Source organism: Borborobacter arsenicus (assembly GCF_003934165.1).
GTDB lineage: Bacteria > Pseudomonadota > Alphaproteobacteria > Rhizobiales > Rhizobiaceae > Pseudaminobacter > Pseudaminobacter arsenicus.
Genome location: NZ_RKST01000031.1, coordinates 22,041 through 46,972, shown reverse-complemented (window position 1 = coordinate 46,972; position 24,932 = coordinate 22,041). Strand labels below are relative to the sequence as shown.

Here is a 24,932-nt window from a genome sequence, read left to right as displayed (position 1 = left end):
CAAGATGCTCCGAAAGCCCGAATAGCGACCTCTGTTCCATCGTCCCGCCTCCAAATCATGACGGCCAGATTGAATCACGAAATCACCAACCGCGCGAGGTTAATGCGGGCGTCCAGCTTGCCGGGTTCGATGGTACCCTTGATGTCCTCCTGGAAATACTGCCACGCCGCGTTGACGGTGATGGCCTTCATTGCGTCCAGCGGATCGATGCGCTGTCCTTCGCCGATTGTGTCGCCGCTGGTGGAAACACGATTCACCGACGACCAGATCATCTGGATACCGTCAATGGGAGTGACCCAGGTGTCGGTGTGGGTGGTTGGGATCAGCTTGTGTTCAAGTGCCCCCTTCATCGGGCTGATATGTTCTGCCCGCGCCTTTCCGAAGAACACGTTCTTGTGTCGGTCGCCCCAGTAGAATGTATGACCGATGAAGAAGCTTGGATTGACGTTCAGCGCCGCCATCTGGACAAGCTGGTCCGGCCGCGTGAACTGCGCATGCTGGATCGTGTGCCTGGCATCATTGCGAGGATAGGTCCGCTGCGCCGCCGAATAGGCATCGAGAATGTCCTGGATGCCCTGATCGCCATTGGCATGCGTCGTCATCTGCCAGCCGTCGCGGTGCAGCCTTTTGACGAAGGAGAAGAAGGCCTTGCGGTCGTCCCAGTAGGAAAAGCCCTTGTAATCGCCGTGGTCATGAGCGCGTTGCGTCATATAGGGCTGGGAGAAATGCGCCGTATAGCCCTGGGGCGAGCCGTCGATGACCAGCTTGAGCGGGCCCTGGTGGATGAGGTTGCGCCCCTCGCTTACATCGGTTCCCGATTTCACCGTGGGGAATTTGCTCGCCGCTTCGATGGTGGTGACGCGCGGCCAATAGGTGAGGCGGACCTTGAAATCGCCGTCGTCGATCGCCTTCTTGTAGGCGTCGATTATGGCCGGATCTCCGAACTGGTCGTTTGCCGTGGTGAAACCGGCAGCCGCCCACATTTCCGAACCCTTTCGGATCGCGGCAAGCTCGTCTTCCTTGGTGTCCTTGGGGATCAGCTTGCGCAGCAGTGCGCCCGCATTGCCTTCCATGACTCCATTCGGTTGGCCATTTGCATCTTTTGCGATGCGGCCCCCATCCGGATCCTTCGTCTCTGCCGTAACGCCGGCCATTTCCAGCGCTTTTGAGTTTCCAACCGTGACGTGGCCGGAAATATGCGTGACAACCACAGGGCGCGTGGTGCTCACCTGATCGAGGTCCTCGCGTGTCGGGTGGCGATTCTCCGCGATCAGCGTGTCGTCATAACGGCTCCCGCGGACCACGGCGGCGTCCGGGTTCGAATCGCCGTGCTCCTTGAGCTTGGCAATCAATCCTGCCATGTCGGTGACTTTCCCCATTGGCGGCGGATTGAGATCCGCCTGGCTCAGCACCGCTGTCCCCGCCGACATCATATGTCCATGCGGATCGATGAAGCCAGGCATGAGCGTCTTGCCCTGCAGGTCGACCCGCTCGGTTGCGTCGTCGGCCAGTGCCTCGATGTCTTCCTTGGAGCCGACAGCTACGATTCGGCCCTCGTCCACCGCAATTGCTTCGGCAAACAGGGCGGAATCTTTCATCGTAACAATGGGGCCGCCAAAATATATCTGCTCTATTGCGATAGCTTGAGAGCAGATCAACGAAGAAACTGCAACGCTGCTGGCAAGCGTTATTATTTGAATTGACTTCCGCATTTCTCCTCCATTGCAAAAGCTTATCCGAACGTAACGATCGAAACGTAATCACCCCCTTTTACGACACAGCCATATTCAGTTCTGGGGACAGCAACTCATATGTCCAGTTTCTGAAATCATTGATTCCAGTTTGCCGATAATTGGTGAGGCCGGATTTTGCGATTTCGGCGCCGGGCCGGGTATCTCGCTGGCAGTCGGGCCGGGCCCCTATATCCGCCGAAAACCCTCGACGATTTCGGCCATGTCCGCCGGCAGCGGAGCCTCGAAGCGCATTATCTCACCGGTGGAGGGGTGGCGGAATGCCAGCAACCTTGCATGAAGCATCTGGCGTGTGAGCCCGGTCACCATCGCCTTCAGCGGTTCGGGCAGGCGGTTTGCCTTGGTGCGGAAGGACAGCCCATAGGCCGGATCGCCGACCAGCGGATGGCCGATATGGGCCATATGCACGCGGATCTGGTGCGTGCGGCCGGTCTCCAGACGGCACTCGACCAGAGCGGCAGGCGCGGAGTCTTTCCCGCCGGCCTGGCCATAGCGTTCGAGCACGGTGTAGTGGGTGAGCGCATGGCGCGCGTCCTCACGCTCGCCCGGCACCACGGCGCGCCGCGTCCGGTCGGCGGCGCGACCCAAAGCGGCATCGATGGTTCCGGTCAGTCGTACCGGAATGTTCCAGACCAGCGCGACATAGGCGCGCTCGAGGTCGCCCTCGCGGCCATGGTCGGCAAAGGCCTCCGACAGGGCGCGATGGGCGCGATCGGTCTTGGCCGCCACCATGACGCCGCTGGTGTCCTTGTCGAGCCGGTGCACGATGCCCGGCCGCTTCACCCCGCCGATGCCCGACAGGCTGTCGCCGCAATGATGGATCAGCGCATTGACCAGCGTGCCGGTCCAGTTGCCGGCGCCGGGATGGACGACAAGCCCGGCCGGCTTGTCGATGACGATCAGATCTTCATCCTCGTAAAGAACAGCAAGCGCGATGGCTTCCGCCTGAGGCTCGGCCGGCTCGGCCTGCGGCAGTTCCAGTTCTATCACGTCGCCGGCGGCCAGCTTGCGCTTCGGCTCGTCCACGACCCTGCCGTTGAGGCGCACCGCACCCTGGCGGATCAGCGCCTGCAGGCGGCTGCGGGAGAAATCTCCGCCGAGTTGTGCGGCCAGCCACTGGTCGAGGCGCGAGCCTGCGGCATCGGCTTCGGCGCGCAGGCCTTTCAAAGAGCTGCCGGCTTCGCTATCAGGTTCGCGCATCATCCCTTCCGGACCAAGGACGCCATGGCCACGCAAATACCAGATGACGCCGACAAGCCGCTCGACCCGGCGGTGGAAAAGGTTCGCCGCAAATTGCTGCGCTTTGCCGTCATCAATATCGGCCTCTTGTTCGTCGCCCTTATGGCGGTGCTGGCGGCCGTTGTCTACAAGACCAGCGGCGATACGCCGGTTGCGGCCAATGGTGCGACCGTACCGTCCTCGGCCGAGGATTCCTTCATCAGCGGCGACATAATGCTGCCGGCCGGCGCGAAGGTGTTGTCGCATGCGCTGGCGGGAAACCGCGTCTCGATCGATGCCGAGCTTGAAGACGGCAGCCGCGCCATCTTCCTTTATGACATGAGCGAGCGGCGTATCGTTGGCAAGCTGACGCTGAAGACGCAGTAAGAAAGACAGCAGCCATGGCAGGCCGGTTTGGGGTTGATCCAACGGATTCAACCGGTAGCGCAGAAAGCCGGTTGCATTTTCCCGATGGCCAGCCTATATCGCGCCTCTCGGCTGCGCCCATCGTCTAGCGGTCAGGACGGCGCCCTCTCACGGCGCAAACAGGGGTTCGATTCCCCTTGGGCGTACCATTCCCGAACAAATGAGAGAACTTTAGGCGGATTTCCTGTCGCACCGTGAGATACAGCGCGTGCCAGGGCTGCTTTTGAGCCTTGTACGGATTTCCTTGCCCTCGACCTAACCTGCTGGACGACGAGCCGGGCATAGGCCAGCTTGAGTTCGGGTGGGTCATTACCCAGCTTATCGAGAAAGCAGGTTCGGTCGGCTGGGTTTCATCGACAAGGACATCGCCCACAGCCGCCTGAAGCGGCTTTGCGGTGAAGCCGCGAATGCGGATCTCCGTTCTGCCTTCATTATCGCAAGGACCGGAAGGATGATCCAAGCATTCGTGCGTTCACCGCATGGCTGCGAGAAGACGCCAGCCGCCGTTCGCGCGCTTGCCCCAGGCACTCCTGAAATGCATCGTGCGCCTCCGCTTCGATCGCGTGGCGTGGATCGATCGCAATCACTTCAGCCATCCGTTCCCTGCCTCTTGATGATCACAAGTCACTGACGAAGGCGCAGCCAAGCCTATTTGGAATCCGGTGCCCAGTTCAGAAAAAAGCCGACATCGCCGGGAATACCACCTGGGAAGGTTACGATCATGGCCTTGAGCTTGAAGCCTTGTGGTTTCCCGAGTTCGAGGAATCGATTATAGAATTCCTTCGCCTTTCCCTGCAGCGTGTCAGCCCATCTTGGATCACCGCTGTTGATGGCTCGTCCGCTATCGGTGCAGAGGTCGGAAGGGAAACTATAAACCATTGCCTCGAACTTGCCGGCCTTGCCGGCGTTCATGACGAGACGGCGAACCACCGCGATCTCGTTTTCCGTGACCTGATTTTTCAGAAAGTCCTCAGTAAAAGCCGCGAGCTTCTCCTGCTCCTTGGCTTTTTGCTTTTCAAACTTGTTCGCTTCCTCCATCTGCTCCTGAAGCAGCATCATCCGAAGCTGCTCGGCGCTCGGCGGCGTATCGGTCTTGTGGATGTCCGGCATTTGAACTTCCTCCGTTGGAAAGAGAGTGGAGCACGGGCTGATCATCGGAACTCGCGTACTCCAGCACCTCCGGCACCACGCGGCGCGGATACGCGTCTTCCACGAAGTCGTCGGGTCGCTTCTGCCGTTTACCCAGCTTAGGCTTCTGGAACTCGACACGTTGATAGGGGATCGAACTGAGCAGATGCGCGATGCAGTTGACCCGGGCTCGCTCCTTGTCATCGGAGGGAACGATCCACCAAGGGGCATGCTCCGTGTCCGTTGCGCGGATCATCTCGTTGTAGGCGCGCGTGTAGTCCCACCAGCGCCGATATGATTCTATGTCCATCGGGCTCAGTTTCCACTGCCGCAGGGGATCATCGATCCGCTGGCGGAAACGCTTCTCTTGCTCCTCTTCGCTCACGTCCAGGAAATATTTGAGCAGGGTTATGCCGCTTTCGACGATGGCAGCCTCGAAACGCGGCGCCAATTCGAGGAAGCGGCGTGCCTTCTTCTCGCTGCAAAAGCCCATCACGCGCTCGACACCGGGCCTGTTGTACCAGGAGCGGTCGAATATCACGACCTCCCCGGCAGCCGGCAGTTGGTGGATGTAGCGCTGCATGTAGATCTGGCTCTTCTCCCGATCCGTGGGCGCCGGCAGCGCGACAACCCGGAACACGCGCGGACTGAGCCGCTCAACGATGCGCTTGATCACCCCGCCTTTCCCGGCCGCATCGCGTCCTTCGAAGATGATCACGATACGCGCCCCGGAGGACTTCACCCAGGCTTGCAGGTAAGCAAGCTCGATCTGCAACTTGGCGAGCTTTTTTCCATACCGGCCACCCGATTTCTTTTTCTTGACCGGCTGCGATTGGGCGTCGGCCTCCGCAACGGCAGAAAGCTCGCGATCGGCACTGCCGTCATCGTGGTGATAGTTGTTCCTTTTGTGCTCTTTGTTGCTGCTCATGTCTCTCTCCCGATCACCTGATGCCGCTGCGGATGCGATCGTCTGTGTCAGCGGTTGATTGCTTGAGCTCAAAGGCCCTCTGGGCATCCTCAAGACTGTCGAAAACCATCGCGGAACCAATCCGCTCGAGCACACCTGCCCGTTCGAGCAGCGCGCGCGCCTCCGCATGGAGTTCCGCCAGGCCGAGGGCTATGCCCTGTCTGCCCAACTCGGCGTGAAAATCCGTAAGCATTGCCGCCGCCGAGCTGTCCACCTGCGGGATCGAACCCGCGTCGATCAGCAGGCAGCGAGTATCGGCCGGCAGCCCGTCGGCGATGGTCCGCAAGCGTGCCTTCACGTAATCGGTGTTGAAGAAGAGAAGGCTGCCCTGGACCAGGCATATGGCCAATCCGGGGATGGGGTGCGCTTCGGCAATTCGATGCAGCTTGTAAAACCCGTCGCGTCCGGGGACGCGACCGAGCATCGCGTCGCGCGGATACATGAGCTTGCGCAGAAGATAGACGAGCGTGGCGCCGATCGCGATGACGACGCCGTTGAGGACGCCGAGACCTATAGGCCCCCACATGGCAATGAGTGCGAAGGCGAACTCCATGCGGCTGATCCGCCAGAGCTGTCTCAAGGCAGCCAGGTCTATGAGATTGAGTGCCGTGGCGGCCAGGATGGCACCCAGCGCTGCGACCGGCAGCACGCGCAACGCGGGCCCCAGGAAAAGCACAGTGGCTACCAGCGCCAAGGCCGCCACGAGGCTTGCCACCTGCGAGCGCCCCCCGATCATCATGTTGACCGCGGTGCGGGAATCAGAGCCGCTCACGGGAAAGGCGGCGAAGAGGCCGGCGGCGATGTTCGCAGCGCCGAATCCGACCAATTCCCGGTTCGGATCGACCGAGTAGCCGCCTCTGGCGCCGAAGCTTCGCGCTGTGACTACGCCAGACCCGAAGCTCACGAGAAAAACTGCCGCCGCCCCCAGCGCGAATGTGTCGGGAGGGAGATTCGCGATCCACGGCCAGGAGAGCGAAGGCAGGTCCGAGGGGATATTGCCGACAACCGCGATGCCCCGACCTTCGAAGTCGAAGGCTGCAGAGAGCGCCACGGAGATGATGACCACCAGGACCGGCCCGGGAACCGGGAAATGCCAGAACCGCGCTGCCTGCAACAGTACGAACATCGACAAACCGACCAGCAGTGTCGGCCAATGTATCGACCCGAGCTTGCCGGCGAGCTCGACGATCGGGCCCACCAAGCCGTCGGACTGGATATCCAGCCCGGTAAACCGGTTGATCTGGCCGATCAGGATCGAAAGCGAGATGCCGGCAAAGAAACCGATAAGGATCGGGCGGGACAGGAAGTTTGCCACGACGCCAAGCCGAAGCAGGCGTGCCAGCAGGCAGAGCAGCCCTACTCCAAGGGCCAGGGCAGCGGCAATCGTAGTCCGGTCTGCAACCGTGGCAGCGGGCAAGCTTGCCATGATGGCTGCCAGGGCCGCTGCCAAAACGGTCATCGTCGCCGCGTCCGGGCCGACAATGAGCTGTCGGGAGGGGCCGAAAAGCGCGTAGGCGACGAGCGGCGAGATGCTGGCGTAGATCCCTGTCTCCGGAGGTAGGCCGGCGATCGCCGGGTAAGCTATTGCGCTTGGCAGTCCGACCGCCGCAATGGCAAAACCCGCAGAGACATCGTTGCGCAACCAGCTTGCCTGATACCCTGCAAGACTTGTCAGCACCGGGAAACGCCACGCGGTACCGTTCACGGCTTTGCTGCTGGTCGATACTGTTTCGGCCTTACTCATTGACCTGACCTGCAGAGCGCTTTTCTTGGGCGCATCCGGCACCGACGTGGCTTATTCGCGGCCCGCTCGGCGTCCCGTCCTTTCAGTCGTTCACGACACTCCAGGCCTCGTCGGGATTGAAGCTTTCGATGTATTTGACGGTCGCTTCTGTCGAGGGGCCGAGATCGGCCTGGTAGACCGTGCCGTTATGGTTGACCAAAAAGGTGCTGACGCCGGTCTCTTCATATGTGACCGGCCAGGCGAGGAGCGCAAAGCCTCCGATCATGTTGCCGTTGATGACGTAGTCGTAACTGCCACCGGCGACGTTGTCGCCTTGTCTGGTCAGAATGCGGAACCTGTATCCGAAGTAGCCTTCGCCTTGCTTTGCCTTGTCGAGCGCTGCCTGGTCTGCGAAGCCACCAGCCGGGCTATCATCTTCATCCGGTCCTGCCGGCCAGTATAATCCGTCAGTCTTGCCTTCGCTGCTGACCAGTTTCTGCGCGTATTCCAGGACACCGTCGCCGTCCCGGTCCTGCGCGGCGTATTCCCTCTGTGCATCGACATATTCGCGCAACGTCGCGATGGCCTGGAGTTCGTTCTCTCCGATGCGCCGGTTGACGATCTCCTCGAGCCCCGCGGCGGTATCGAAGGCCCACTTTCCATCGTCGCCCTTGACTAGCGGAAAGGGAAAGGGCCACAGCTTGGGACCCAGATTAAGCAGCTTGCGATCTTCAAAATCCTGGACCTTGAATTGCTTGGTGGCGGCTTCGCGGATCTGCGCATAAACCGAGATAGTATTCTCGTCGGCCTTGAGCTTCCCGGCATCGAGCCCAAGCAGCCTTGCAAGGGCGTTGACATCGTCAGCGGCAAGCGCTGCCTTGAACGCGTCAATCGCCGCTTCGGAACTGTCGAATGCTGGCGGTTGATCGGTCGCTGCGTAGGAGGAAATGCCGATCGGCTCTCCAGGCGATATATCAGCCTTTTCCTGGGCCGACACCACGGCCGCTGGCAATATCAACGCGACGACAAGACCGGCTACGCCTCGATGCAAAGTCATGAGAGAGCGCCTCATTGTACTGTTTCCCGTTGAAGTCAGCGCCGCCGCCCGCCACCACCACCGCCGCGCATCCCACCGCCGCCGCCAGGACGCCCGCCGCTGCGCATGACATGGCCGCCACCTCGATGGCCGCCGCCCCGATAGCCGCCACCCATGCTCTGGCGCCCGCGGCTCGAGCTTACCTTGGCCACTTTACCGCGGTTCACATTGCCCAGTCCGGAGGGCTTGCTCGGGCGACGATCAACACGGGCGCCGGCTTTCGGCTTTCCGGACGCACGGCTGGCAACTTTCTTTCCGCTCGACCTGGTGGCTTTCTGAGTTCCAGACTTTGAACGAGCTTTCGCCTTGGACTTCTGCACATTGGCCCTGCTCAGATCGCTCGATCTCCTTTGGGGATCGGCCAGTGCGCTTTTGCGTACATCCTTGCCCAGCTCTGCCTTGCGGGACAGATCGCTTGCCCGCTGGTTCCTGACATCCGATGCCTTCGTCCGGATCGAGTTCCGGCCGTCAGCCTTGATGCCATTTCTGATCGACGTGCGATCGAGTTTGGCCAACTGGTCCCTATCGATCTTAAGCTTGGAGCGGTCGACGTTTTTCCAGTCGACATCTTTCCAGTTCACCTTGCCGTTGATGTTGTTGAGACACCCGTTGCAGTCGATGTCGACGTCGCCGTCCCAGTCACCGCCCCAGACGCCCCAGTCGTCCCAGTCGACGATCGCGCCAAAGAAGGCTCCGGTTACCGCGCCAGCCCAGAATCCGGCAGTTGGGTAGTAATAACTTGGATAGGGCTCAGAGTAGTAGGAGATCGGGGCTGGCGCATAGCCGGTCTCATAGAGCATCTCAGGCTCGTAGCGCGGCACATAGATGGTCTCGGCGTTGACCGGCTGTATAACGATGTTGTCGCCGCTCCCGACCACCTTGATCTTGTCGTCGCTCTTGATGATGTCCTTGGCGACGGCTTCCTCGCGCAGCTGCTGGATGGCGATGAGGACGTCCTTTTGCTGATTGGTCAGCGCGTCCGCCAAGGCCTGCGTCCAATCCAGGTCCTCACTCATCATCTTGACGACCTCGGGATAGTTGAGCAGCGAGATCACACTGCCGTCCCAACTGTCCTTGGGTTCCAGCGTCTTGTCCTTTGCCCGCTTCTCCAGGAAGCGTTCAGCCTCCACGATCTGCAGCGGAAACAGCGAGGCCGCGCAGACCAGAGCGACCAGTTCGTCCGGATAGAGCGCAAATCGGGCGACCAGGACTTCAAGTTCGTCATCAGACAGCGGTTCCGGCGCCTTGGCCGGGGATGCGGTCGCCGCAGCGGTGGCCGGCTGCGGCTGCGACTGCGCGGAGGCCGTTGCCGAGATGGCTGCCGTTAGCACGAGTGCGATCGCGACTACTTGGGCTGCGCTCGAGCGGGACATAAGCGACATGACACTTTACACCTACGAGGTAGCGAGCTCGCCGGGGCATATTTGCCACCGCCTGGACGGGTCAGGCATTTTGACGGCGACGGTGACCAGCGCGGATTCCGCAACCAGTTGTTCACTCAGGCCGATTGTCGCCGGTCAGGGACAGAGTTCAAGGGTCTAGGGGTAAGTTACCGTAGCTTGCTCGCCAATCTGCGGCGGAGACGATGGTTCGCTTTGTCCGACTCGGCGCCAGCACAATACTAATGCCCCCCGGACAGTCTGCTGAGGACATTACCAAGTCTCGGGCGTCGATGTCTTGCGGCAGGGTTCGGCGTCAGTCAGAACCTAAACAGGGCACCGCCGAAGACTGCCTGGCCGTCCTCGTATTCGCCATTGCTATCGTCGTAGTCGTGATCTCGCCACAGGAGCCATAGCTTGAGGTTTGCCTTGTCTATGTTCTGGACCGCGGCCAGGCCGAAGGAACGGCTTTCGGAATCGGCGGCTGCGATATCCTTTCCAAGATAATAGTCGATCGAAAAAGCCGTGGAACCGATATCGAAAAAGTCCCTCTCGTAGCCGAGTTTCGCATAGCCGTAATAGCCTGAAGGCGCGTCCGTATCCTCCTGGCCCGCGGCAAGCGTCAGGCTGATCCCGGTCGGTTTGTGCAGTCCGGAAACCGACGCGGCGAGCAGATCGGTATCGCTCGCCTCATTGTGCGACCAGCTGACTGCACCCTCCAGCGCGACAGCGTCAAAATCACCCGTGTAGGTAGCGGCTACATCGTACATCCCTTCCGGATCGTCGGCGAGCCAGTCGACGCCGTAAGAGGTGCGCAGGCCGAACCCGTTGAATGTCGGCGTATCATACCGGATCCGGAACTTGCGTCCCAGCCCATCGAAGTTCGAGAAGGCGTCGCCAACCTGAATGTCCGACAGACCATCATCTTGGAATCGGAAGAAATAGCCTCCAGAAGTATCCGGAATGCTGGAATAGGCGATAATACCCGTTCCCGATTTATCGACTTCGGCGGTGCCGTCGCTGGCCGTGCTTCCCTGACCCAGCCAGATCTTGCCGAAACGCTCATTGGCAAAGGCGATCTCAGCCTTGCGGATATTCCGTTGCCCGAAGTCCCAGTTCGGCCTGTGGTTGAATTGGCTGACGTCGTTTGATGCCAGCGGCTGGTATTCGACCTCGAAGGTGGATTCGAATTTCCAGTCACCTCGGACTGTAAAGAGTTGCAAACGGGCTCGCGTACCGGAGTTGTCATTGTCTACGAAATTGGTGTCGACTTCCTGACCGTCGTCGTATCTGAGCACACCCATATTTATCTGGCCGGACAATCTGATAACCGTCCCGTCGCCGAATGTGTATTCAATCGGCTTTAAACCGTCGGCCATCGCCGATCCGGACGAAAATGCAATCCCTAGCAGAATCAGCCCCGTGATCGCGGGCGACTTCGCGGCGTTATCCCTCATCACCGACTTCCCTCTCTCCGAAATAACTCGGTAGACTCAAGCAGGAACCCCCGTAGCAATTACTATCACCGTTCCCCACAGAGTTAAAAGTATATTGGCAATGGGATATGCCGGTGTGTAGCCCAACACAGCGACCGGGCTTTGCGACTGTGTCTGGACGGCAGCCATTGCCGCCGTCATCGTCAGTGCCCCTGCGATGCCGCCCAGAAGCAGCACAGGGTTCATTCGCAGCACGTAACGGCCAAAGAGCAACCCGACGAGCAGAGGCGTCAGCGTCACCACTGCGCCCCCGAGCAAGAGGCCGATCCCGACCTCCCTGATGGCCGAGATGAAAACCGGCCCGGCATGCAGTCCGGTCATCGCGACGAAAGCTGCCAAGCCTAGCGAAGTCATGAGCGCAATGGCGCCGTCCGGAATTCGCCCGAACAGCGGATGACGGGTCCTGAGGTGCCCGACCACCAAGCCGGCGATCAGGGCGCCGACGCTCGTCCCCAGCGAAACGACGACACCGCCCATCGGAAACCGCAAGAGCGTGCCTACCAGGCCGCCGAGGAAAATTGCCAGTCCAAGTACGATGAAATCCGTCGCCGTCGTCTGAGCGATCACGGAGCCGAGATGCGAGGCGGCACGGGTCACTACAGGCTCGGGGCCGACGAGGGTCAGGATATCGCCCCGCTCCAGCGCCAGGTCCGGCGCGAGCGGCACGTCGACGCCTCCTCGACTGATCGAGCGCAGATAGAGTCCGCGCGCCCAGTCCTGGTTTGCTGCCTCCTTGATGGTCTTGCCAGCCATCTTGGTGAGGAGAATCCGGCTGACGAGGAACGGGACCGTCAGCAGCTCGCTGTCTTCGACCTCCTCGGCGCGGGCTCCTATCAGCCTTACGATCGCTTCATGACGACCGGTCACGGCGACGACGTCATCTGCTTCCAGCACCAGGCCGGGATGGACTTCGATGAGTTCGCCGTGGCGCCTGATGCGCATGATGAAGACGCGGGCCTGTGGAACCAGGTTTTCGGCTTCCGGTACCGACTTGCCCACTGCCATACCGTCAGCTGCCACTCGATAGGCCCGGATCTCGAACTGGCGATAGCCTGATACCGCGCCCGGCGTCTCACGCTCGATGCCGAGCTTGCGCTCAAGCTCCTTGGCCTCCGCCACGAGGTCGACGTTCAACAGCTTCGGACCGACGACGCTGCAAAACCAGATCGCTCCTACGGCGCCGAACAGGTAGCAGACAGCATCCGCCACAGCCACGTGAGCGACGAGCTGGACGCGATCTGCCTCAGCCATCGGAAGGGCGCCGATGGCTTCGGTGGCAGTGCCCATGGCAGCGCTTTGCGTCAGGGCGCCGGAGAGCAGGCCGGCTGCAAATCCGGCGTCAAGATCGAGGACCTGCGCCACTGCAAACGCCGTTGCCAGCCCCGCCAGCGTGCAGACCAGTGCAAGCAGCACCGACTTCAGCCCGTCCCTCCGCAACGTCTGGAGGAACTGGGGGCCGACCGAGTATCCTATTCCGAACAGAAAGAGCAGGAACAGGAAGGACTTCGTCATCGGCGAAGCGGGCACATGGGCAAACTGACCGATGAAGATTCCAGCGAAGAGCGAGCCGGTCACCGGGCCGAATGAGAAGGTCCCGAACTTAATATTGCCGATATAGTAACCGATGGCGATCGCCAGGTAGAGCGCCAGCTCGGGATAGCGGACCAGGAATTGCTCCAGCCAGGGCAGCATCAGAACCTACCACCCGGCCGGAGTGTCGCGCGGTAGGTTCGAAACGGTTCGCTCACTGCTTTGCCGCCGCCGTCTTCGCCGCTTGGTAGGCATCGCGATAGCCGCGCGCGATCGTTCGTACGCCCCGGCCGATTGCGTCGTATGCCTCGTCGGGCAGGTTGGCGAGCGAGACGCGCAACGACCACTGCGGCGCCTCGAACCCGCCACCGTTCAACAGGACGGTGCCATGGTCTTCGGCGAGGCGAAACGCAAGGTCAAGCGGATGGACGTGCTTTTTGAGGTAGTCCACCGCCTCGTCACCGATGTTCTTGCGCGCCCAGAACTCGAAGTCGATCAAGCCATAGTAACCGTTGTAGTGGGCATTTGGCTCCAACTGGAGCCCGAGGCTTTCGATCAGCGACCGGAACCGCTTATGCACGATCTCCATGCACGCCTTCTGGTACCGCTTGTCCACGTCCATCAGCTCGTAAAGCGAAAACATGGTCATCATCACTTGCTGAGGCAGAGACAAGCCGGCGGTATGATTGAGGCCGATGTCGCGGCTATCCGCGACGATCCGATCGATGAATTTGAGTTTGCGTGGTTCCAGTGTGATCGGCCCGTAGCGCTTGTCCAGCGCCTTTACGTATTCGTCCCGCAACTGGGCGATCTTCTCGTCGAAGATGTTGTCCTCGTGGATCGCGATTGCGCCAAGCCGCCAACCGGTGCAGCCGAAATATTTGGAGTAGGAATATACACCGATCGTATTGCGGGGGAGTTCGCCCATAAGCGAGCGGAAATCGTCGACGAAGGTTCCGTATACGTCGTCGGTCAGAAGCATTAGGTCCGGACGCTTTGTTTTGACGAGATCGGCGATTTTCGTGATCGTCTCCCGGTTCATTCCCATACCGGTGGGATTTCCCGGATTCACGATGAAGAACGCCTTCACCTTCGGATCCTCAAGCTTTTTCAGTTCCTGGTCCGTGTATTGGAACCGGTTCTCCTGCGGCGCGGCAATGTTCACCACCTTGAGATTGTAGTCTTCGAGGTGGGTCATCTCGAGATAGGGCGTGAATATCGGCGTACCGAGCGCAATCGTGTCGCCGGGAAACAGCAGGCGATTGGCCTTGAGCGACTTGAAGATGTAGCACATTGCCGCCGTGCCGCCCTCGACGGCGTAGATATCGAACTTGCCGGACGGACGGGGCTGGCCACACATCGCCCACATGAGATACTCGTGCACGATCCGCTCATTGTGGACCAGCATGCGGTCGGGGACGGGATAGTTGTCGCCGATGATGGAATCGACCAGTTCATGCACGAAGGCATCGCGGTCGAACGAGAACTTCTCGATCGCGAAATTCACCATCGCGGACAGGAAGGCAGCACCGGGCATATCGTCATGCTTGGTAAGCCATGCCTCCAGACGCGAGGCGATGCCGTTCACCCGCGGCATACCGCCGATGCCGGGGGCAATATCCATCACGCTCTTGCTCTCGGTGATGGCGAATTGACCAAGCAGGAAGAAACTTTCTCGCGGCTCGGTAGCGATCCAGTTGGGATTGCCGCGGCCTGCGTTCAAGAACGATGACTGGGCGAGACGGGACGCGGCCTTGGCCAAGCCGATCAGTTCGTTCTTGATCTCGAACGGGCCGAGAGTTTCGAATTTGCGAAGGGTCAGCAGTTCAGTCATGGCTCACTCCCTGGGTCCAGTGGGGCATTGACAGGGTGATGATCATCATCAAGCGCGCCGATCAGCGCCTATGTCAGCAGGATGATGATCACCATTCCCCAGATTGTCAGAAGCGTATTCCCGACCGCGTAGGTGACGGTGTAGCCAAGGCCAGGGATCTGGCTCTTGGCACGGTCATTGACCATCCCGAGCGAAGCCGTGGTGGTGCGTGCCCCCGAGACAGCACCCAACAGGATGGCGTCATCGAAGCGGAACAGATATTTGCCGACATACATCGCCAGAACGAGCGGTAGAGTCGTTGCGAAAATACCCCACAGGAACAGGCCAAAGCCGAGTTGCTGAAGCCCGGCGATGAACTTCGGACCGGAGGCGATGCCGACGATAGCGATGAACACGTTGAGACCGACCGAATTCATGAACCATACGGTAGGCGAAGGTATGCGGCCGAACATCGGGCGCACCGAGCGAAGCCATCCGAAGAAGAGGCCGGCAATCAAGGCTCCCCCGGAAGTGGAAAGGGTGAGGGGCACGCCGCCGATATTGTAGACGAGTGCACCCAGGAGAGCGCCGATCGAGATTGCCGCGCCGATGAACATTACGTCAGCGACGTCCGTCGCCCGGTCTGGATAGCCCAGGGCCTTGGTTGCGCGCGTAACGTCCTGGATGCGTCCGACAAGGGTGAGGATGTCGCCGCGGTTGATCTGCGTGTCAGGGAGGATAGGAATATCGGTCGCAGTCGCTCCGCGCGTGATTTTCCGCAGAAAAACACCACGCGCCCAAGGGGTCTGCGCCAACTCGGCCAGCGTCCGCCCGTCAGCTTCCTTGCTCGTAACATAGACGTCGACACCTTCCGTCTGTACCGCCAGCAATTCGCGGTCATCGACTTCCTCGGCTGCCGTACCGATCAGACCAACCAGGATCTCGCGCCGACCGACCGTCGATACGATGTCGCCTTCCTGGATCACAGTGTCCGAAGTTGCGTCCATCACTTCATCGCCGCGCCTGATGCGCTGAAGATAAATCCGCTGTTCGGGCAGGAGCCGCTCCGCCTCAATGACCGTCTTGCCGGCTATTTGTCCGTCCTTCCGCACGCGGTAAGCTCGCAGCTCGAACTGATGCCACGCAGTGCCGGGACCGCCGACCGCCTTCTTTCCGCCGTGACTTTCCTCGTATTTCCTGCATGCGGTTTCGAGATCGATGCCGAGCAGAGCCGGGCCTATCAACGCGATGATGACGGCTGAGCCGATCGTGCCGAAGATGTAAGTGACGGCGTATGCGACCGGCATCGCATCGAGCAGGTTCCTGGTTTGCTCTGCAGGCAGGCCAAGTCGATTGATGGCATCGGTCGCGAGACCCATCGACGCCGAAATCGTCTGGGATCCGGCATAGAGCCCGGCCGCTGAGCCGACGTCGTAACCGGCGAAAATGGCGGCGAGATATGCACCGAGCAGGCAGAACACGCATACGATAACCGCAAAAATCGCCTGCGGCAGTCCATCCTTTGCGATGCCTCGGACGAATTGCGGCCCCACCCCGTAGCCCACGGCGAACAGGAACATCAGGAAGAAGAATGGCTTCAGCGGGCCGGCAACCTCGATTCCAAGTTGCCCGATGATCACGGCGGCGATCAGCGTCGCTGTTACCGCTCCGAGGCCGAGGCCCTTATAAGTAAAAGAACCAAAGTAATATCCCAGGGCCAAAGATAGGAAGATAGCAATTTCGGGATATTGGCGAAGCGTGTTTGCAAACCATTCAAACATGATCCCCTCCTGCGACGAGGCTGCGGCTTGCGTGGGTTTTCGGGTTGCTGGGGTCCATTTTCATCTAACCGTCTTCGCCGCCACGATTTGGGGCTTGATGAGCTTCAAGCCCTTGGTCCGCTCGTAGCCATGGATCTCCTTGACATCGAGCTTGCGCATGAAATCGATCGTTTCGCCGGTGATCACCTGGCCTGGCACCATGATCGGAAAGCCAGGCGGATAGGGGATGACGAAGTTGGCGGAAACCATTTCCGGCCCATCCTTCAGCCGCCGGTCGCACGCCTCGGAGTTCAGCGGCACATATTCGCAGGCGGCCGGGTTGTAGCCGCCATAAAAGGCCGTGCGCATGTCGCCTTCGGGCGTCTTCTTGCCGGCATCGCCCCTGAAAGTCTGGTGAAACCGACTGAAGTTCGGCAGTTCGGGGACATCGTGCATGAGCGACTTCACGCGCTTGTCAAACGCTGCGCGACCGGCCTCGCCACCCTGCGCGAGCTGCGTCTCGATGCCATGGCAAATCTCAAGCAGGACACGGATCAGGTGCGCGATGTCGCTGCGCGTGTTGTTTATGTTGGACTGCAGCAGCACCGAATTGCGGGACGTCTTGTTGAGCTGAATGTCATAGGTGTTTGCCAGCAGCCCCTTGAATTCGGTTCCGTCGAAGCCCGCAGTTCCGCAGACGAGCGTCATGCGGGTGGGATCGAGGCAGAATTCGTCCTCGTGCATGCTGCGCACCTGGTCCACCCAGGTGACGCCTGGGTGCAGGAAGTCGACGAATCCGCTGCTACGGAACTCGGCCGGGATCATTGCGTCGGCGCCGAGCACCTTGAAGTATTTCGAGATCAACGGATGCGAATTTACCTCGCGGCGTATGGCGAGCGCGATTTCAATCGCATTGGCGACGAGGCCGTATCCCTCCAGTTCCATCTGCCGCCGCGCGACGTCCAGGCTCGCGATCAGCTGCTGGTTGGGGCTGGTGGAGGCATGTGTGAAGACGGCCTCGCGAAACTGCGATTCCACGGTAAAGTAGTCGACGTCCTTCACCAGGATCATCGATCCCTGACGCAAGGCCGACATCGATTTGTGCGTTGAGTTCGTCTGATAGACGCGCAGGCGAATCTGCCTCGGATCGGGAATCAAGCGGGTTGCGAGCAGTGTTTCGCGCGACGGCGACTTTCCGAGCCCTGCCTGCTGGCGCTCGTAGTCTTCGACCGATTTCGGATCGCGCATCCAGCTCTCGATCTCGGCCGCAGCGCCCATCGCCGTCCGGGTTCGCAGGAAGGGCGAGAAGCGGGCGAAGCCAAACCATGCCTCATCCCAGAGGAAGATCAGGTCGGGCTTGATTGCCAGACATTCCTCCATGACCCGCCGGGTGTTGTAGATATGCCCGTCAAAGGTGCAGTTGGTTAGGTCAACCATCTTCACGCGATCGAGACGGCCTTCATCCTTCAGGTCGAGCAGCGCTTTCTTGACGCTCGCCAGCGGGACCGCGCCGTACATCGAGTATTCGGTCATGGGGAACGCCTCGACATAGAGAGGCTGCCCGCCGGCCAGCACGAGACCGTAATGATGGGATTTGTGGCAGTTGCGGTCGAGAATGACGATATCGCCGGGCGCGACCAGCGCCTGATGCACCATCTTGTTCGAAGTGCTGGTGCCATTGGTGACGAAGAAGACGCGGTCGGCTCCGAAGGCGCGCGCAGCCATGTCCTGCGCCTGCTTGATATTGCCGGTAGGCTCAAGAAGGCTGTCGAGCCCGCCCGTCGTTGCGCTGCTTTCCGCCAGCAGCAGGTTCAAGCCGTAGAATTCGCCCATGTCGCGGATCCAGTCCGACTTCAGCACCGACTTGCCACGCGCGATCGGCAAGGCGTGAAACGTGCTTATCGGGCGCATCGCGTATTTCTTCAGATTGTCGAAGAAGGGCGTGCGAAACCGTGCTGCTATCCCCTCCATGACGGTGAGGTGGAGCTCCAGCAGTTCTTCCACCGAATAGAGCACGCGGCGCACCGCTGCGGCACGTGGGTCGCCCGCCACCGCTTCCACCCGACGATCCGAGAGCAGATAGATGTCAAGCTCGGGCCGGATGCGTTTCAGGGCGTTCGCCAGTGCAAGAGGCCGGTCCCGCTCGCCCACTTCGGGGGATCCGAAACCCGTGGCGCCAAGAAAGTTGCGCAAGGTCTGCGCGTCATGCAGGGATTTCTGGGCGAAACCTTCGTAGATGGTCACCGCCGCGATCGCCGGATTGATAATTGCTGCGCTTATCGCGTCCTCGAAAGACGCGACCTGTACGGCTTCATAGATGAAGGCGTCTTCTGGCCGCCGCAGCCGCCGCATTTCGTCGGTTAGTGAACTGCGCATCGCGGCTTCGGGCGTAACCAGAAGCATCTCGAAATATGGACGCCGGCTTCCACCGCTCTCTAACGTTTCGACAAACGCGTTCTCCGACGCGGCGGCAGAGTCATCGCTGCGCCAATCGGCTGAATCGTGCTTGTACTGGCGGGTGACGACCGATCTGGAGAGCCGACGGGCAAGTTCGGCAAAAGATTCGGCAGAGCCTGCATGCAGGCGCTCGGCCAGTTTGGACATAAGCCGACGGCCAGGAAAGGCGTGGTACTCCTCGATCGCGCCGAGAGCACTGAGGGCCGCTTCGACCGAAGATCGATTGGCCGCGCCGGCGGACCAATCGTTGGCGATTGCGGTGAGATCCCGCCACCTGTCGGCACGCGCCGCAGGCATTGAGAAGAAATGGTCGATACGCTGCTGGCGATTTTCCGTCTCACGGCCCTTGACCATGACGTGCTCCCTTCCGAGATCGCTCATCGCGCCGTATGTATTGGTGCGGCGTCTGTAGCGGTTCTTTCCTCGCCTTCGCGTCCAAACGGAAACGTGGCGTCAAGGCGAGCCCCGGGCACCGCGGTTCTCGCTGAGAAATGTGTAGGGAGGACCTGACCGGATCAAGAATCAGGAGAGTAAGTTACCGTAGCTTCGGCGCTGTGGCGCTACCAAGGGCATAGCTATGCCTTTCCCTTGCAAGGCCGGCGTCACCGAGCGCTTCTGCGACCCTGTCAGCCAGATCGGGGTGCAGATTGCCACCGCCTAAATCAGGCAACACGTCCTCACCATACTGTGAATCGATGTCGAGAATGCACCTGACCGCATCGGCTGCCTCTTCCCTCCGGTCAAGGCGTACCAGAGAGATGGCTCTCAAGGCGTGACCATAGGCGACAGGCAGAGGAATTTCCCTTGCTGAGGCAAGGGCTTGCTCGAAGCGCTCGGCGACGAAATGATCGAGGCAAAGCCCGGCGCAATGAGTTGCGCCGTGGACAGGGTTCATTAACGATACGTTATCGAGGAGGGGGAGCGCTCGCTCCCACACGCCAAGCAACGACCAATGGAGGCCGAGGTCAGCTGCCACCTCGGCGGCATTTGTGTTGAGCGCAAGAGCGGTCTGGGTTGCCCGAAGGCTCGCTTCCACGTCCTGCTGGAACCAATATGCCAGTCCCAGTGCGTGATAGCCGCAGCTTGAATCGGGCGCTATTTCGATGGCCTTGTGAGCAAGCGCGGTCGCGCGTTGGCGCAGTCCGTCAGACGGTTCTTCCGACGCTAACCCGAACCGATGGCCGTCGGTGTAGAGGTGGGACAAGCAGGCGAATGCCTCGGCGCAATCCGAATCCGAGGCAACAGCGCGTTCAAGGCTCTCGCGAGCCGACCAGTAGAGCTTCCTGCGATACGACCGGCGATACTGGTGGAACAGAACCATGCAGTCGAACGTGGTGAGGGCCGGGCGTTCCCTTCCGACGGCTTGCCGGGCTCTATGGTCGAAGATCACGCCGAAAGGTTGTGCCAACGTCCGCACTATCAGGTTTGCCAGGTCGTCGCGGACGTTCAAGATGCCCTTCGGCTGCAGTTCCCTCTCGAAATTCTGCCCCCAAAGAACACGACCCGTTCTGGCCTCCAGAAGCACTGCATCGACATGCAGCCTGCCGGCTGCCACCGCCTTGCTGCCAGTCAATATGTAATCGACATTCGGCCCTGCCAGCAGCGTCGACTCGTCGAGCGCAAGTCCACTCGGCGAGTGCGACCTTGATCCAAATACGCAGAGGTGCGGGTAACGACAAAGCCCGATCATGAGCTGACGCGTCAGCCCGTGCCCGTAGCTCAGGAATATGGACTGATCGCCTTCGACTTCGAACTGCTTGACCAGGACGGATGCGACATAGTCGCTGCTGTGCGGCGCGGCGGAAGAGTTTTCCACTCCGGCCTCTGCCAAGGCCATCGAATCATGGAACTCCGGCACATATCCGCCTTTGGGCACGGTAATCCTGACCGGGCCATGCTCGCCTTCAGTCAGATAGAAGCGTTCAAGCGAGCGGCGCAGCCGCCTGGCCTCCATGCGCACGACGGGGTCCTGTTGGGGATCGAAATGGACACCGCGCCCGAACACCACGGTCGCGATGGTGTAAGCCTTGATGCGCTCCGACCGGCCCGCCAGTTTTTCCTCGACCACGTATTCGAGGAAGCGCCGATTGCGCTCGGAGGCATTGAACTGGGCCGAGCAGAGGATTCGTTGCACCTCTTTCCGGATTTCCGCCGCCGAAACAGCTTCGAAGGCCGTCGTTTCGGCGCAGATGACCGCTTCAGAGCCATCTCCGGAAGCCGTTATCACGCGAAGTTCTGCACTGGACGTCATGCTGACCCTCAGCAGCGCGATCGAACCAGCGGCGGATACCGCCGTTGACTTGCCTAAGAACAGGCGCAAGCTTAGCCTCGCGGGAGGACTACTCCTATTGGCTAAATGTACGTTGTCCGCCGGGACATTGTACCGACGTACATAGTAACATCGCCAGGGGGCCGATAGAGTGAGAACAATCTTGCTTGATCATGGCCGAATTTAATTCGCTTGCGAACCATTCACGGCTTACGGCGTTCGCAGATAGGTTTGCTGTTGCAAGCTGGAAGCAATCATTCCGACCACGACTAAATGTTGTGAACGGAACGGTCCTCATTTGGATGATCGGCTGCTCCATCGCATTCTTTCCGTCGGCAGTTTCGGCCGCCGAGCCACGAACACGATCAATCCTGGTCCTTGAGCAATCGGATGTGAGGGGGCCGTTCTATGCCTCGATCTTCAACGGCCTGCGCTCGGAGGTAAACGATCCCGCGACGGCGCCGGTCACCCTTTATGTCGAGAATCTGGACCTCAGCCGTTTCAGCGGCGAGGAATATGAGCAAAGCCTGGAGAGGCACTTCAGCGCAAAATATCGAGACAAGCCGATCGGGGTCGTCGTCACGGTTGGAGCTGGAGCACTCCACTACGCTCTCCGCTGGCGTCCGCATCTGTGGCCCGGCGTCCCGGTGGTGTTCGCGTTCGTCGACGAAGCGACGATCGAGAGCTTGTCCCTGCCCGGTGACGTCACCGGCAAGATGACGCGGCTGCGATTGGAGGACATGGTTTTGGCCGCGCGCGCGGTCGTGCCCAATCTCAGGCACGTCGCTGTCGTTGGTGACAGTTTCGAGGACCAGCTGGTATTCAAACACTTTAAGGATGAGGTGCCGGCCGTCGCGCGCGAGCTGGACCTGATCGACCTGACCAGTCTGCCCATGGCGGAGTTGCGCAATCGCGTGGCATCCCTTCCGAAAGATTGTGCCATACTCTACACGGCCGTCTATTCTGACGGGGCCGGAACATATTTTCCTCCAGCCGACGCGCTCGGCATGATCGCTCGAACGGCAAACAGGCCAATTATAGCCCCGGTGGAGAGCTATATCGGCCGGGGGGCCGTTGGTGGATATGTGGCTATCCCGTCGCTTATTGGAAAAGAGGCGGCGCAACTCGCACTTCAGGTTCTCGACGGCCAAAACGTGGCCGGCATCCCTGTCACAATGGGGAACTCGTTGAGGCTCGTCTTCGATTGGAGACAGCTGCAACGCTGGGGCGTGGACGAAAGCCGCCTGCCGGCGGACAGCGATATCCGGAATCGTGTCCTGCCCATCTGGCAGCAATATCCTTGGGAGATCGCGATCACCATCGTCGTGCTTCTATTGCAGAGCGGTCTCATCGCCGGTCTGCTCTATGAGCATTGGTGGCGGCGAAAGGCGGAAGTCGAAGCGCGCGCCCGGTTGAGCGAACTGGCGCATGTGAACCGGCGTGCGACGGCGGGCGAACTGTCCGCATCGATTGCGCACGAGCTCAACCAGCCGCTCGGCGCGGTCCTCGCCAACGCGGAGACAGCCGAATTGCTGCTTCGCTCTTCCACGCCCGATATCGAGGAAATCAAGGAGATACTGGCCGATGTGAGGCGCAACACCGAGCGGGCGAGCGAGGTTATAGCAAGGCTGCGCCGCCTGTTGAAAAAGGCGCAGGTCGAGATGCAGGACGTCGACTTGAACCATGTGGTAGAAGAGGTTCTCAAATTCGTCTCCGTCCAAGCGTCGGCGAGCGATGTGAACCTGATGCAGCACCTTGAGCCGAAACCGCTCAAAATCCGGGGCGATTTGATCGAGCTGCAGCAAGTCGTCCTGAACCTTGTCATGAACGGCATCGAAGCTATCCGCGACGCACGGCAGGGATCGCGGCGCGTCACGGTCGGCACGGCGCGGCTCAACGGGGCGACCGCACAGATTGCGGTTTCAGACTCCGGTTCCGGCATCCCGTCGGATAGGCTGGGCCATGTCTTCGATCCGTTTTATACGACAAAGGTGCACGGAATGGGGATGGGACTGTCGATCGCCCGCACGATCGTCGAGGCCCATGGCGGTTCGATACACGTCGAGAACCAGAGTGGCGGCGGTAGCATATTCCGAGTTCGGCTGCCCTTAGTTCAAGCAGATGGCACAATGTGATGCGCCAATTGATCCACATAGTAGACGATGACCCGTCATTTCGTGCAGCGATCGGCCGCCTGCTGCGGGCGAGCGACTACGAGATTGCCGAGTATCCGTCTGCCGACAGTTTCCTGGAGCAGGTTCGCACCGGCATCGGAACCGGCTGCATATTGCTGGATGTCAGCCTGCCCGGTCTGAGCGGACCTGACCTGCAGGCGCGGCTGGCGGAACTTGGGTCTTCTCTTCCGATCGTCTTCCTCACCGGCCATGGGGACGTTCCGACGATAGTGCGGGCAATAAAGGCAGGCGCCGACGATTTCCTGACAAAGCCGGTATCCGGGTCAGCCTTGGTGGACAGCATCGAGCGCGCGTTCCAGCGCTACTACGCCGACCAGACGCAGCGGGAGTGGCTCAGCGACGCGCGGTCATTGTTTGATAAGCTGACCCCGCGGGAGCGCGAGGTGTTCGATCATGTCGTTCGAGGCAAGTTGAACAAACAGACGGCACACGCGCTTGGAATAACGGAACGGACGATCAAGGCCCACCGACAGCATATCTTTGACAAGCTCGGTGCCAGAACAGTCGCCGAGCTAGTGTCCTTGGCAGAGCGGCTCGGGGTCTTGCTTCACGAGCAGGCGACAGATAACCCGCCTGTCAGCTCGCTTTCGCCCTCAGGCAAGCCGCATCACGGACGTCCTGACCGAGGCTGATACATCGGCCGACATGCCTTGAGGCGTGGCAGCAGCCTGTCCCCCAGGACAATATGCATCGACGAAGATGAGCTTTATCTAATTCCCTGCGAAGGGTGCACTGCTGGTGCGTCATGCGTTCATATGTCGAGGCAGGCGGATCGCCATGTTGGAAGGCAAACTCATCCATGTAGTCGATGACGATAGCGAATTTCTGAAGGGGATCGCGCGCCTGCTAAAGGCACACGGCCTGGAAGTCAGGACCTTTGCGTCGGCGGAAGAGTTTCAGATGGATGCGGAGCCCGCGGAGGCAGATTGCCTGGTCCTGGACATTCATCTCGGAGGCATTTCAGGGATCGAGTTGTTATGCCGGCTGTCCAGCGCCGGAATCCGGGTGCCAGTGGTCTTGGTGACTGCGGATGACAGCGAACCAACACGTGGAGCAGCCGCTGCCGCAGGCTGCAGTGCCTATCTGGAGAAGCCGGTTTCGGGCAAATTGTTGATGGATGCGATCAACGGTGCTGTAGCCTCTGCCGGCATCCAGCCGAGTTGATCCCGACGTCAGCACCTCCAAATATTCCCGAGCAGACAAAGCGATTGCAGGCCCTATTGGCGGGTAGCGTTACGGCCCTTGCCTTGCGGCTCACTGTCATCTGGCCGCACGGTTTGTGGGCATCTTCCGGTTACAGTAACTTACTTGCGCCGGGAGCGGGGAGGTCCATGAATGGATGGACCAACGTGGTCAATGGATTGACGACCCATGGCGGATCCGAAGAACCGGTCAATGCCGCTGACAGCCGCTTTGGCTCGGTTCGTGGACGTTGCTGATCTCATCAAGTCCCGCATGGCCACGGACGACGTTCTGCGTGATCTGTGCGAAGATTATCGCCTCGCGCGCGAAACGCTGACCAGGTTGAAGAAAGAAAGGCCGAAACGTCCGGCCGAGATTGTCGAGTATACCTCTTTTGTCGCGGAACTCGAGGACGAGATCATTCGGTATTTATTGGGTGCGGAGAGCACAGAGGCTGACGGATGATCATTGTAGAATTTCGTCCGGTGTCTTGCGCGGCGAAAAACGGGACTGCCAGTCGTAATTGGCGTAACCCGAAAGAT

General features: G+C 60.2%; 17 protein-coding genes, 1 tRNA gene and 1 pseudogene. 6 read left to right on the top strand and 13 right to left on the bottom strand.

The annotated features are described in order from the left end of the window. Positions 1–74 precede the first annotated feature (74 nt). Both EET67_RS22155 and EET67_RS22150 read right to left on the bottom strand, forming a co-directional pair. Entirely contained in the window at positions 75–1,598 is a 1,524-nt protein-coding gene (locus EET67_RS22155; protein WP_165899997.1) for an amidohydrolase, read from the bottom strand. Between the two features lie 321 nt (positions 1,599–1,919). Next, positions 1,920–2,951, bottom strand: coding sequence for an RluA family pseudouridine synthase (locus tag EET67_RS22150; RefSeq protein ID WP_128628396.1), 1,032 nt, complete (start codon positions 2,949–2,951; stop codon positions 1,920–1,922). A 24-nt stretch (positions 2,952–2,975) separates the two neighbouring features. On the opposite strand from EET67_RS22150, the gene EET67_RS22145 reads away from it, so the two are divergent. Further along, the gene (locus tag EET67_RS22145) at positions 2,976–3,356 is read left to right on the top strand and encodes a fimbrial protein (protein ID WP_128628395.1); all 381 of its coding nucleotides are present in this window, start codon (positions 2,976–2,978) and stop codon (positions 3,354–3,356) included. A 113-nt stretch (positions 3,357–3,469) separates the two neighbouring features. Then, positions 3,470–3,544 (top strand) — tRNA-Glu (locus tag EET67_RS22140). A gap of 499 nt (positions 3,545–4,043) precedes the next feature. Here EET67_RS22140 and EET67_RS22135 read toward each other — a convergent pair. The 11 genes and pseudogenes from EET67_RS22135 to EET67_RS22085 form a co-directional block, all read right to left on the bottom strand. Then, on the bottom strand, positions 4,044–4,505 hold the full coding sequence (locus EET67_RS22135; RefSeq protein ID WP_128628394.1) for a histidine kinase: 462 nt from the start codon (positions 4,503–4,505) through the stop codon (positions 4,044–4,046). A gap of 64 nt (positions 4,506–4,569) precedes the next feature. Continuing rightward, positions 4,570–5,451 (bottom strand): annotated as a pseudogene (ppk2, locus tag EET67_RS22130) (polyphosphate kinase 2); the annotation flags it as partial. A 13-nt stretch (positions 5,452–5,464) separates the two neighbouring features. Beyond that, positions 5,465–7,234 (bottom strand): SulP family inorganic anion transporter, encoded by a 1,770-nt coding sequence (locus tag EET67_RS22125; protein ID WP_128628392.1) that lies wholly within the window; start codon positions 7,232–7,234, stop codon positions 5,465–5,467. Positions 7,235–7,316: 82 nt separating this feature from the next. Further along, positions 7,317–8,285: a DUF2950 domain-containing protein gene (locus tag EET67_RS22120; RefSeq protein ID WP_425359541.1), complete on the bottom strand. Its 969-nt coding sequence runs from the start codon at positions 8,283–8,285 to the stop codon at positions 7,317–7,319. A 20-nt stretch (positions 8,286–8,305) separates the two neighbouring features. Continuing rightward, entirely contained in the window at positions 8,306–9,682 is a 1,377-nt protein-coding gene (locus tag EET67_RS22115) for a DUF3300 domain-containing protein (protein ID WP_128628402.1), read from the bottom strand. Between the two features lie 326 nt (positions 9,683–10,008). Continuing rightward, the gene (locus EET67_RS22110; protein WP_128628390.1) at positions 10,009–11,145 is read right to left on the bottom strand and encodes a porin; all 1,137 of its coding nucleotides are present in this window, start codon (positions 11,143–11,145) and stop codon (positions 10,009–10,011) included. 36 nt (positions 11,146–11,181) lie between these two features. Continuing rightward, positions 11,182–12,876: an aspartate-alanine antiporter gene (aspT, locus tag EET67_RS22105; protein ID WP_128628389.1), complete on the bottom strand. Its 1,695-nt coding sequence runs from the start codon at positions 12,874–12,876 to the stop codon at positions 11,182–11,184. 52 nt (positions 12,877–12,928) lie between these two features. Next, a complete protein-coding gene (locus EET67_RS22100; RefSeq protein WP_128628388.1) occupies positions 12,929–14,548 on the bottom strand; it encodes a bifunctional aspartate transaminase/aspartate 4-decarboxylase in 1,620 nt (539 codons plus the stop codon). Positions 14,549–14,616: 68 nt separating this feature from the next. Next, positions 14,617–16,308 (bottom strand): aspartate-alanine antiporter, encoded by a 1,692-nt coding sequence (gene aspT, locus EET67_RS22095; protein WP_128628387.1) that lies wholly within the window; start codon positions 16,306–16,308, stop codon positions 14,617–14,619. A 60-nt stretch (positions 16,309–16,368) separates the two neighbouring features. Next, positions 16,369–19,098 (bottom strand): decarboxylase, encoded by a 2,730-nt coding sequence (locus EET67_RS22090; protein WP_128628386.1) that lies wholly within the window; start codon positions 19,096–19,098, stop codon positions 16,369–16,371. Between the two features lie 181 nt (positions 19,099–19,279). After that, positions 19,280–20,995: a tetratricopeptide repeat protein gene (locus tag EET67_RS22085; RefSeq protein WP_128628385.1), complete on the bottom strand. Its 1,716-nt coding sequence runs from the start codon at positions 20,993–20,995 to the stop codon at positions 19,280–19,282. A 296-nt stretch (positions 20,996–21,291) separates the two neighbouring features. Between EET67_RS22085 and EET67_RS22080 the strand changes: the two genes are divergently transcribed. From EET67_RS22080 to EET67_RS22065, 4 genes are all read left to right on the top strand, one after another. Beyond that, positions 21,292–23,148, top strand: coding sequence for a sensor histidine kinase (locus EET67_RS22080; protein ID WP_210211151.1), 1,857 nt, complete (start codon positions 21,292–21,294; stop codon positions 23,146–23,148). After that, entirely contained in the window at positions 23,148–23,840 is a 693-nt protein-coding gene (locus tag EET67_RS22075; RefSeq protein ID WP_128628383.1) for a response regulator transcription factor, read from the top strand. Before EET67_RS22080 ends, EET67_RS22075 begins: the two co-directional genes overlap by 1 nt. Before the next feature lie 145 nt (positions 23,841–23,985). After that, positions 23,986–24,372, top strand: coding sequence for a response regulator transcription factor (locus EET67_RS22070; RefSeq protein ID WP_128628382.1), 387 nt, complete (start codon positions 23,986–23,988; stop codon positions 24,370–24,372). Positions 24,373–24,579: 207 nt separating this feature from the next. Further along, positions 24,580–24,855 (top strand): hypothetical protein, encoded by a 276-nt coding sequence (locus tag EET67_RS22065; protein ID WP_128628381.1) that lies wholly within the window; start codon positions 24,580–24,582, stop codon positions 24,853–24,855. The last annotated feature ends 77 nt before the right edge of the window (positions 24,856–24,932 follow it).

What these genes read in the sequence shown, in the direction of transcription:
- EET67_RS22155 (WP_165899997.1), bottom strand. Translation starts at nt 1,598, where the DNA reads ATGAAAGATTCCGCCCTGTTTGCCGAAGCAATTGCGGTGGACGAGGGC.
- EET67_RS22150 (WP_128628396.1), bottom strand. Translation starts at nt 2,951, where the DNA reads ATGCGCGAACCTGATAGCGAAGCCGGCAGCTCTTTGAAAGGCCTGCGC.
- EET67_RS22145 (WP_128628395.1), top strand. Translation starts at nt 2,976, where the DNA reads ATGGCCACGCAAATACCAGATGACGCCGACAAGCCGCTCGACCCGGCG.
- EET67_RS22135 (WP_128628394.1), bottom strand. Translation starts at nt 4,505, where the DNA reads ATGCCGGACATCCACAAGACCGATACGCCGCCGAGCGCCGAGCAGCTT.
- EET67_RS22125 (WP_128628392.1), bottom strand. Translation starts at nt 7,234, where the DNA reads ATGAGTAAGGCCGAAACAGTATCGACCAGCAGCAAAGCCGTGAACGGT.
- EET67_RS22120 (WP_425359541.1), bottom strand. Translation starts at nt 8,285, where the DNA reads ATGAGGCGCTCTCTCATGACTTTGCATCGAGGCGTAGCCGGTCTTGTC.
- EET67_RS22115 (WP_128628402.1), bottom strand. Translation starts at nt 9,682, where the DNA reads ATGTCCCGCTCGAGCGCAGCCCAAGTAGTCGCGATCGCACTCGTGCTA.
- EET67_RS22110 (WP_128628390.1), bottom strand. Translation starts at nt 11,145, where the DNA reads ATGAGGGATAACGCCGCGAAGTCGCCCGCGATCACGGGGCTGATTCTG.
- aspT (WP_128628389.1), bottom strand. Translation starts at nt 12,876, where the DNA reads ATGCTGCCCTGGCTGGAGCAATTCCTGGTCCGCTATCCCGAGCTGGCG.
- EET67_RS22100 (WP_128628388.1), bottom strand. Translation starts at nt 14,548, where the DNA reads ATGACTGAACTGCTGACCCTTCGCAAATTCGAAACTCTCGGCCCGTTC.
- aspT (WP_128628387.1), bottom strand. Translation starts at nt 16,308, where the DNA reads ATGTTTGAATGGTTTGCAAACACGCTTCGCCAATATCCCGAAATTGCT.
- EET67_RS22090 (WP_128628386.1), bottom strand. Translation starts at nt 19,098, where the DNA reads ATGGTCAAGGGCCGTGAGACGGAAAATCGCCAGCAGCGTATCGACCAT.
- EET67_RS22085 (WP_128628385.1), bottom strand. Translation starts at nt 20,995, where the DNA reads ATGACGTCCAGTGCAGAACTTCGCGTGATAACGGCTTCCGGAGATGGC.
- EET67_RS22075 (WP_128628383.1), top strand. Translation starts at nt 23,148, where the DNA reads ATGCGCCAATTGATCCACATAGTAGACGATGACCCGTCATTTCGTGCA.
- EET67_RS22070 (WP_128628382.1), top strand. Translation starts at nt 23,986, where the DNA reads ATGTTGGAAGGCAAACTCATCCATGTAGTCGATGACGATAGCGAATTT.
- EET67_RS22065 (WP_128628381.1), top strand. Translation starts at nt 24,580, where the DNA reads ATGGCGGATCCGAAGAACCGGTCAATGCCGCTGACAGCCGCTTTGGCT.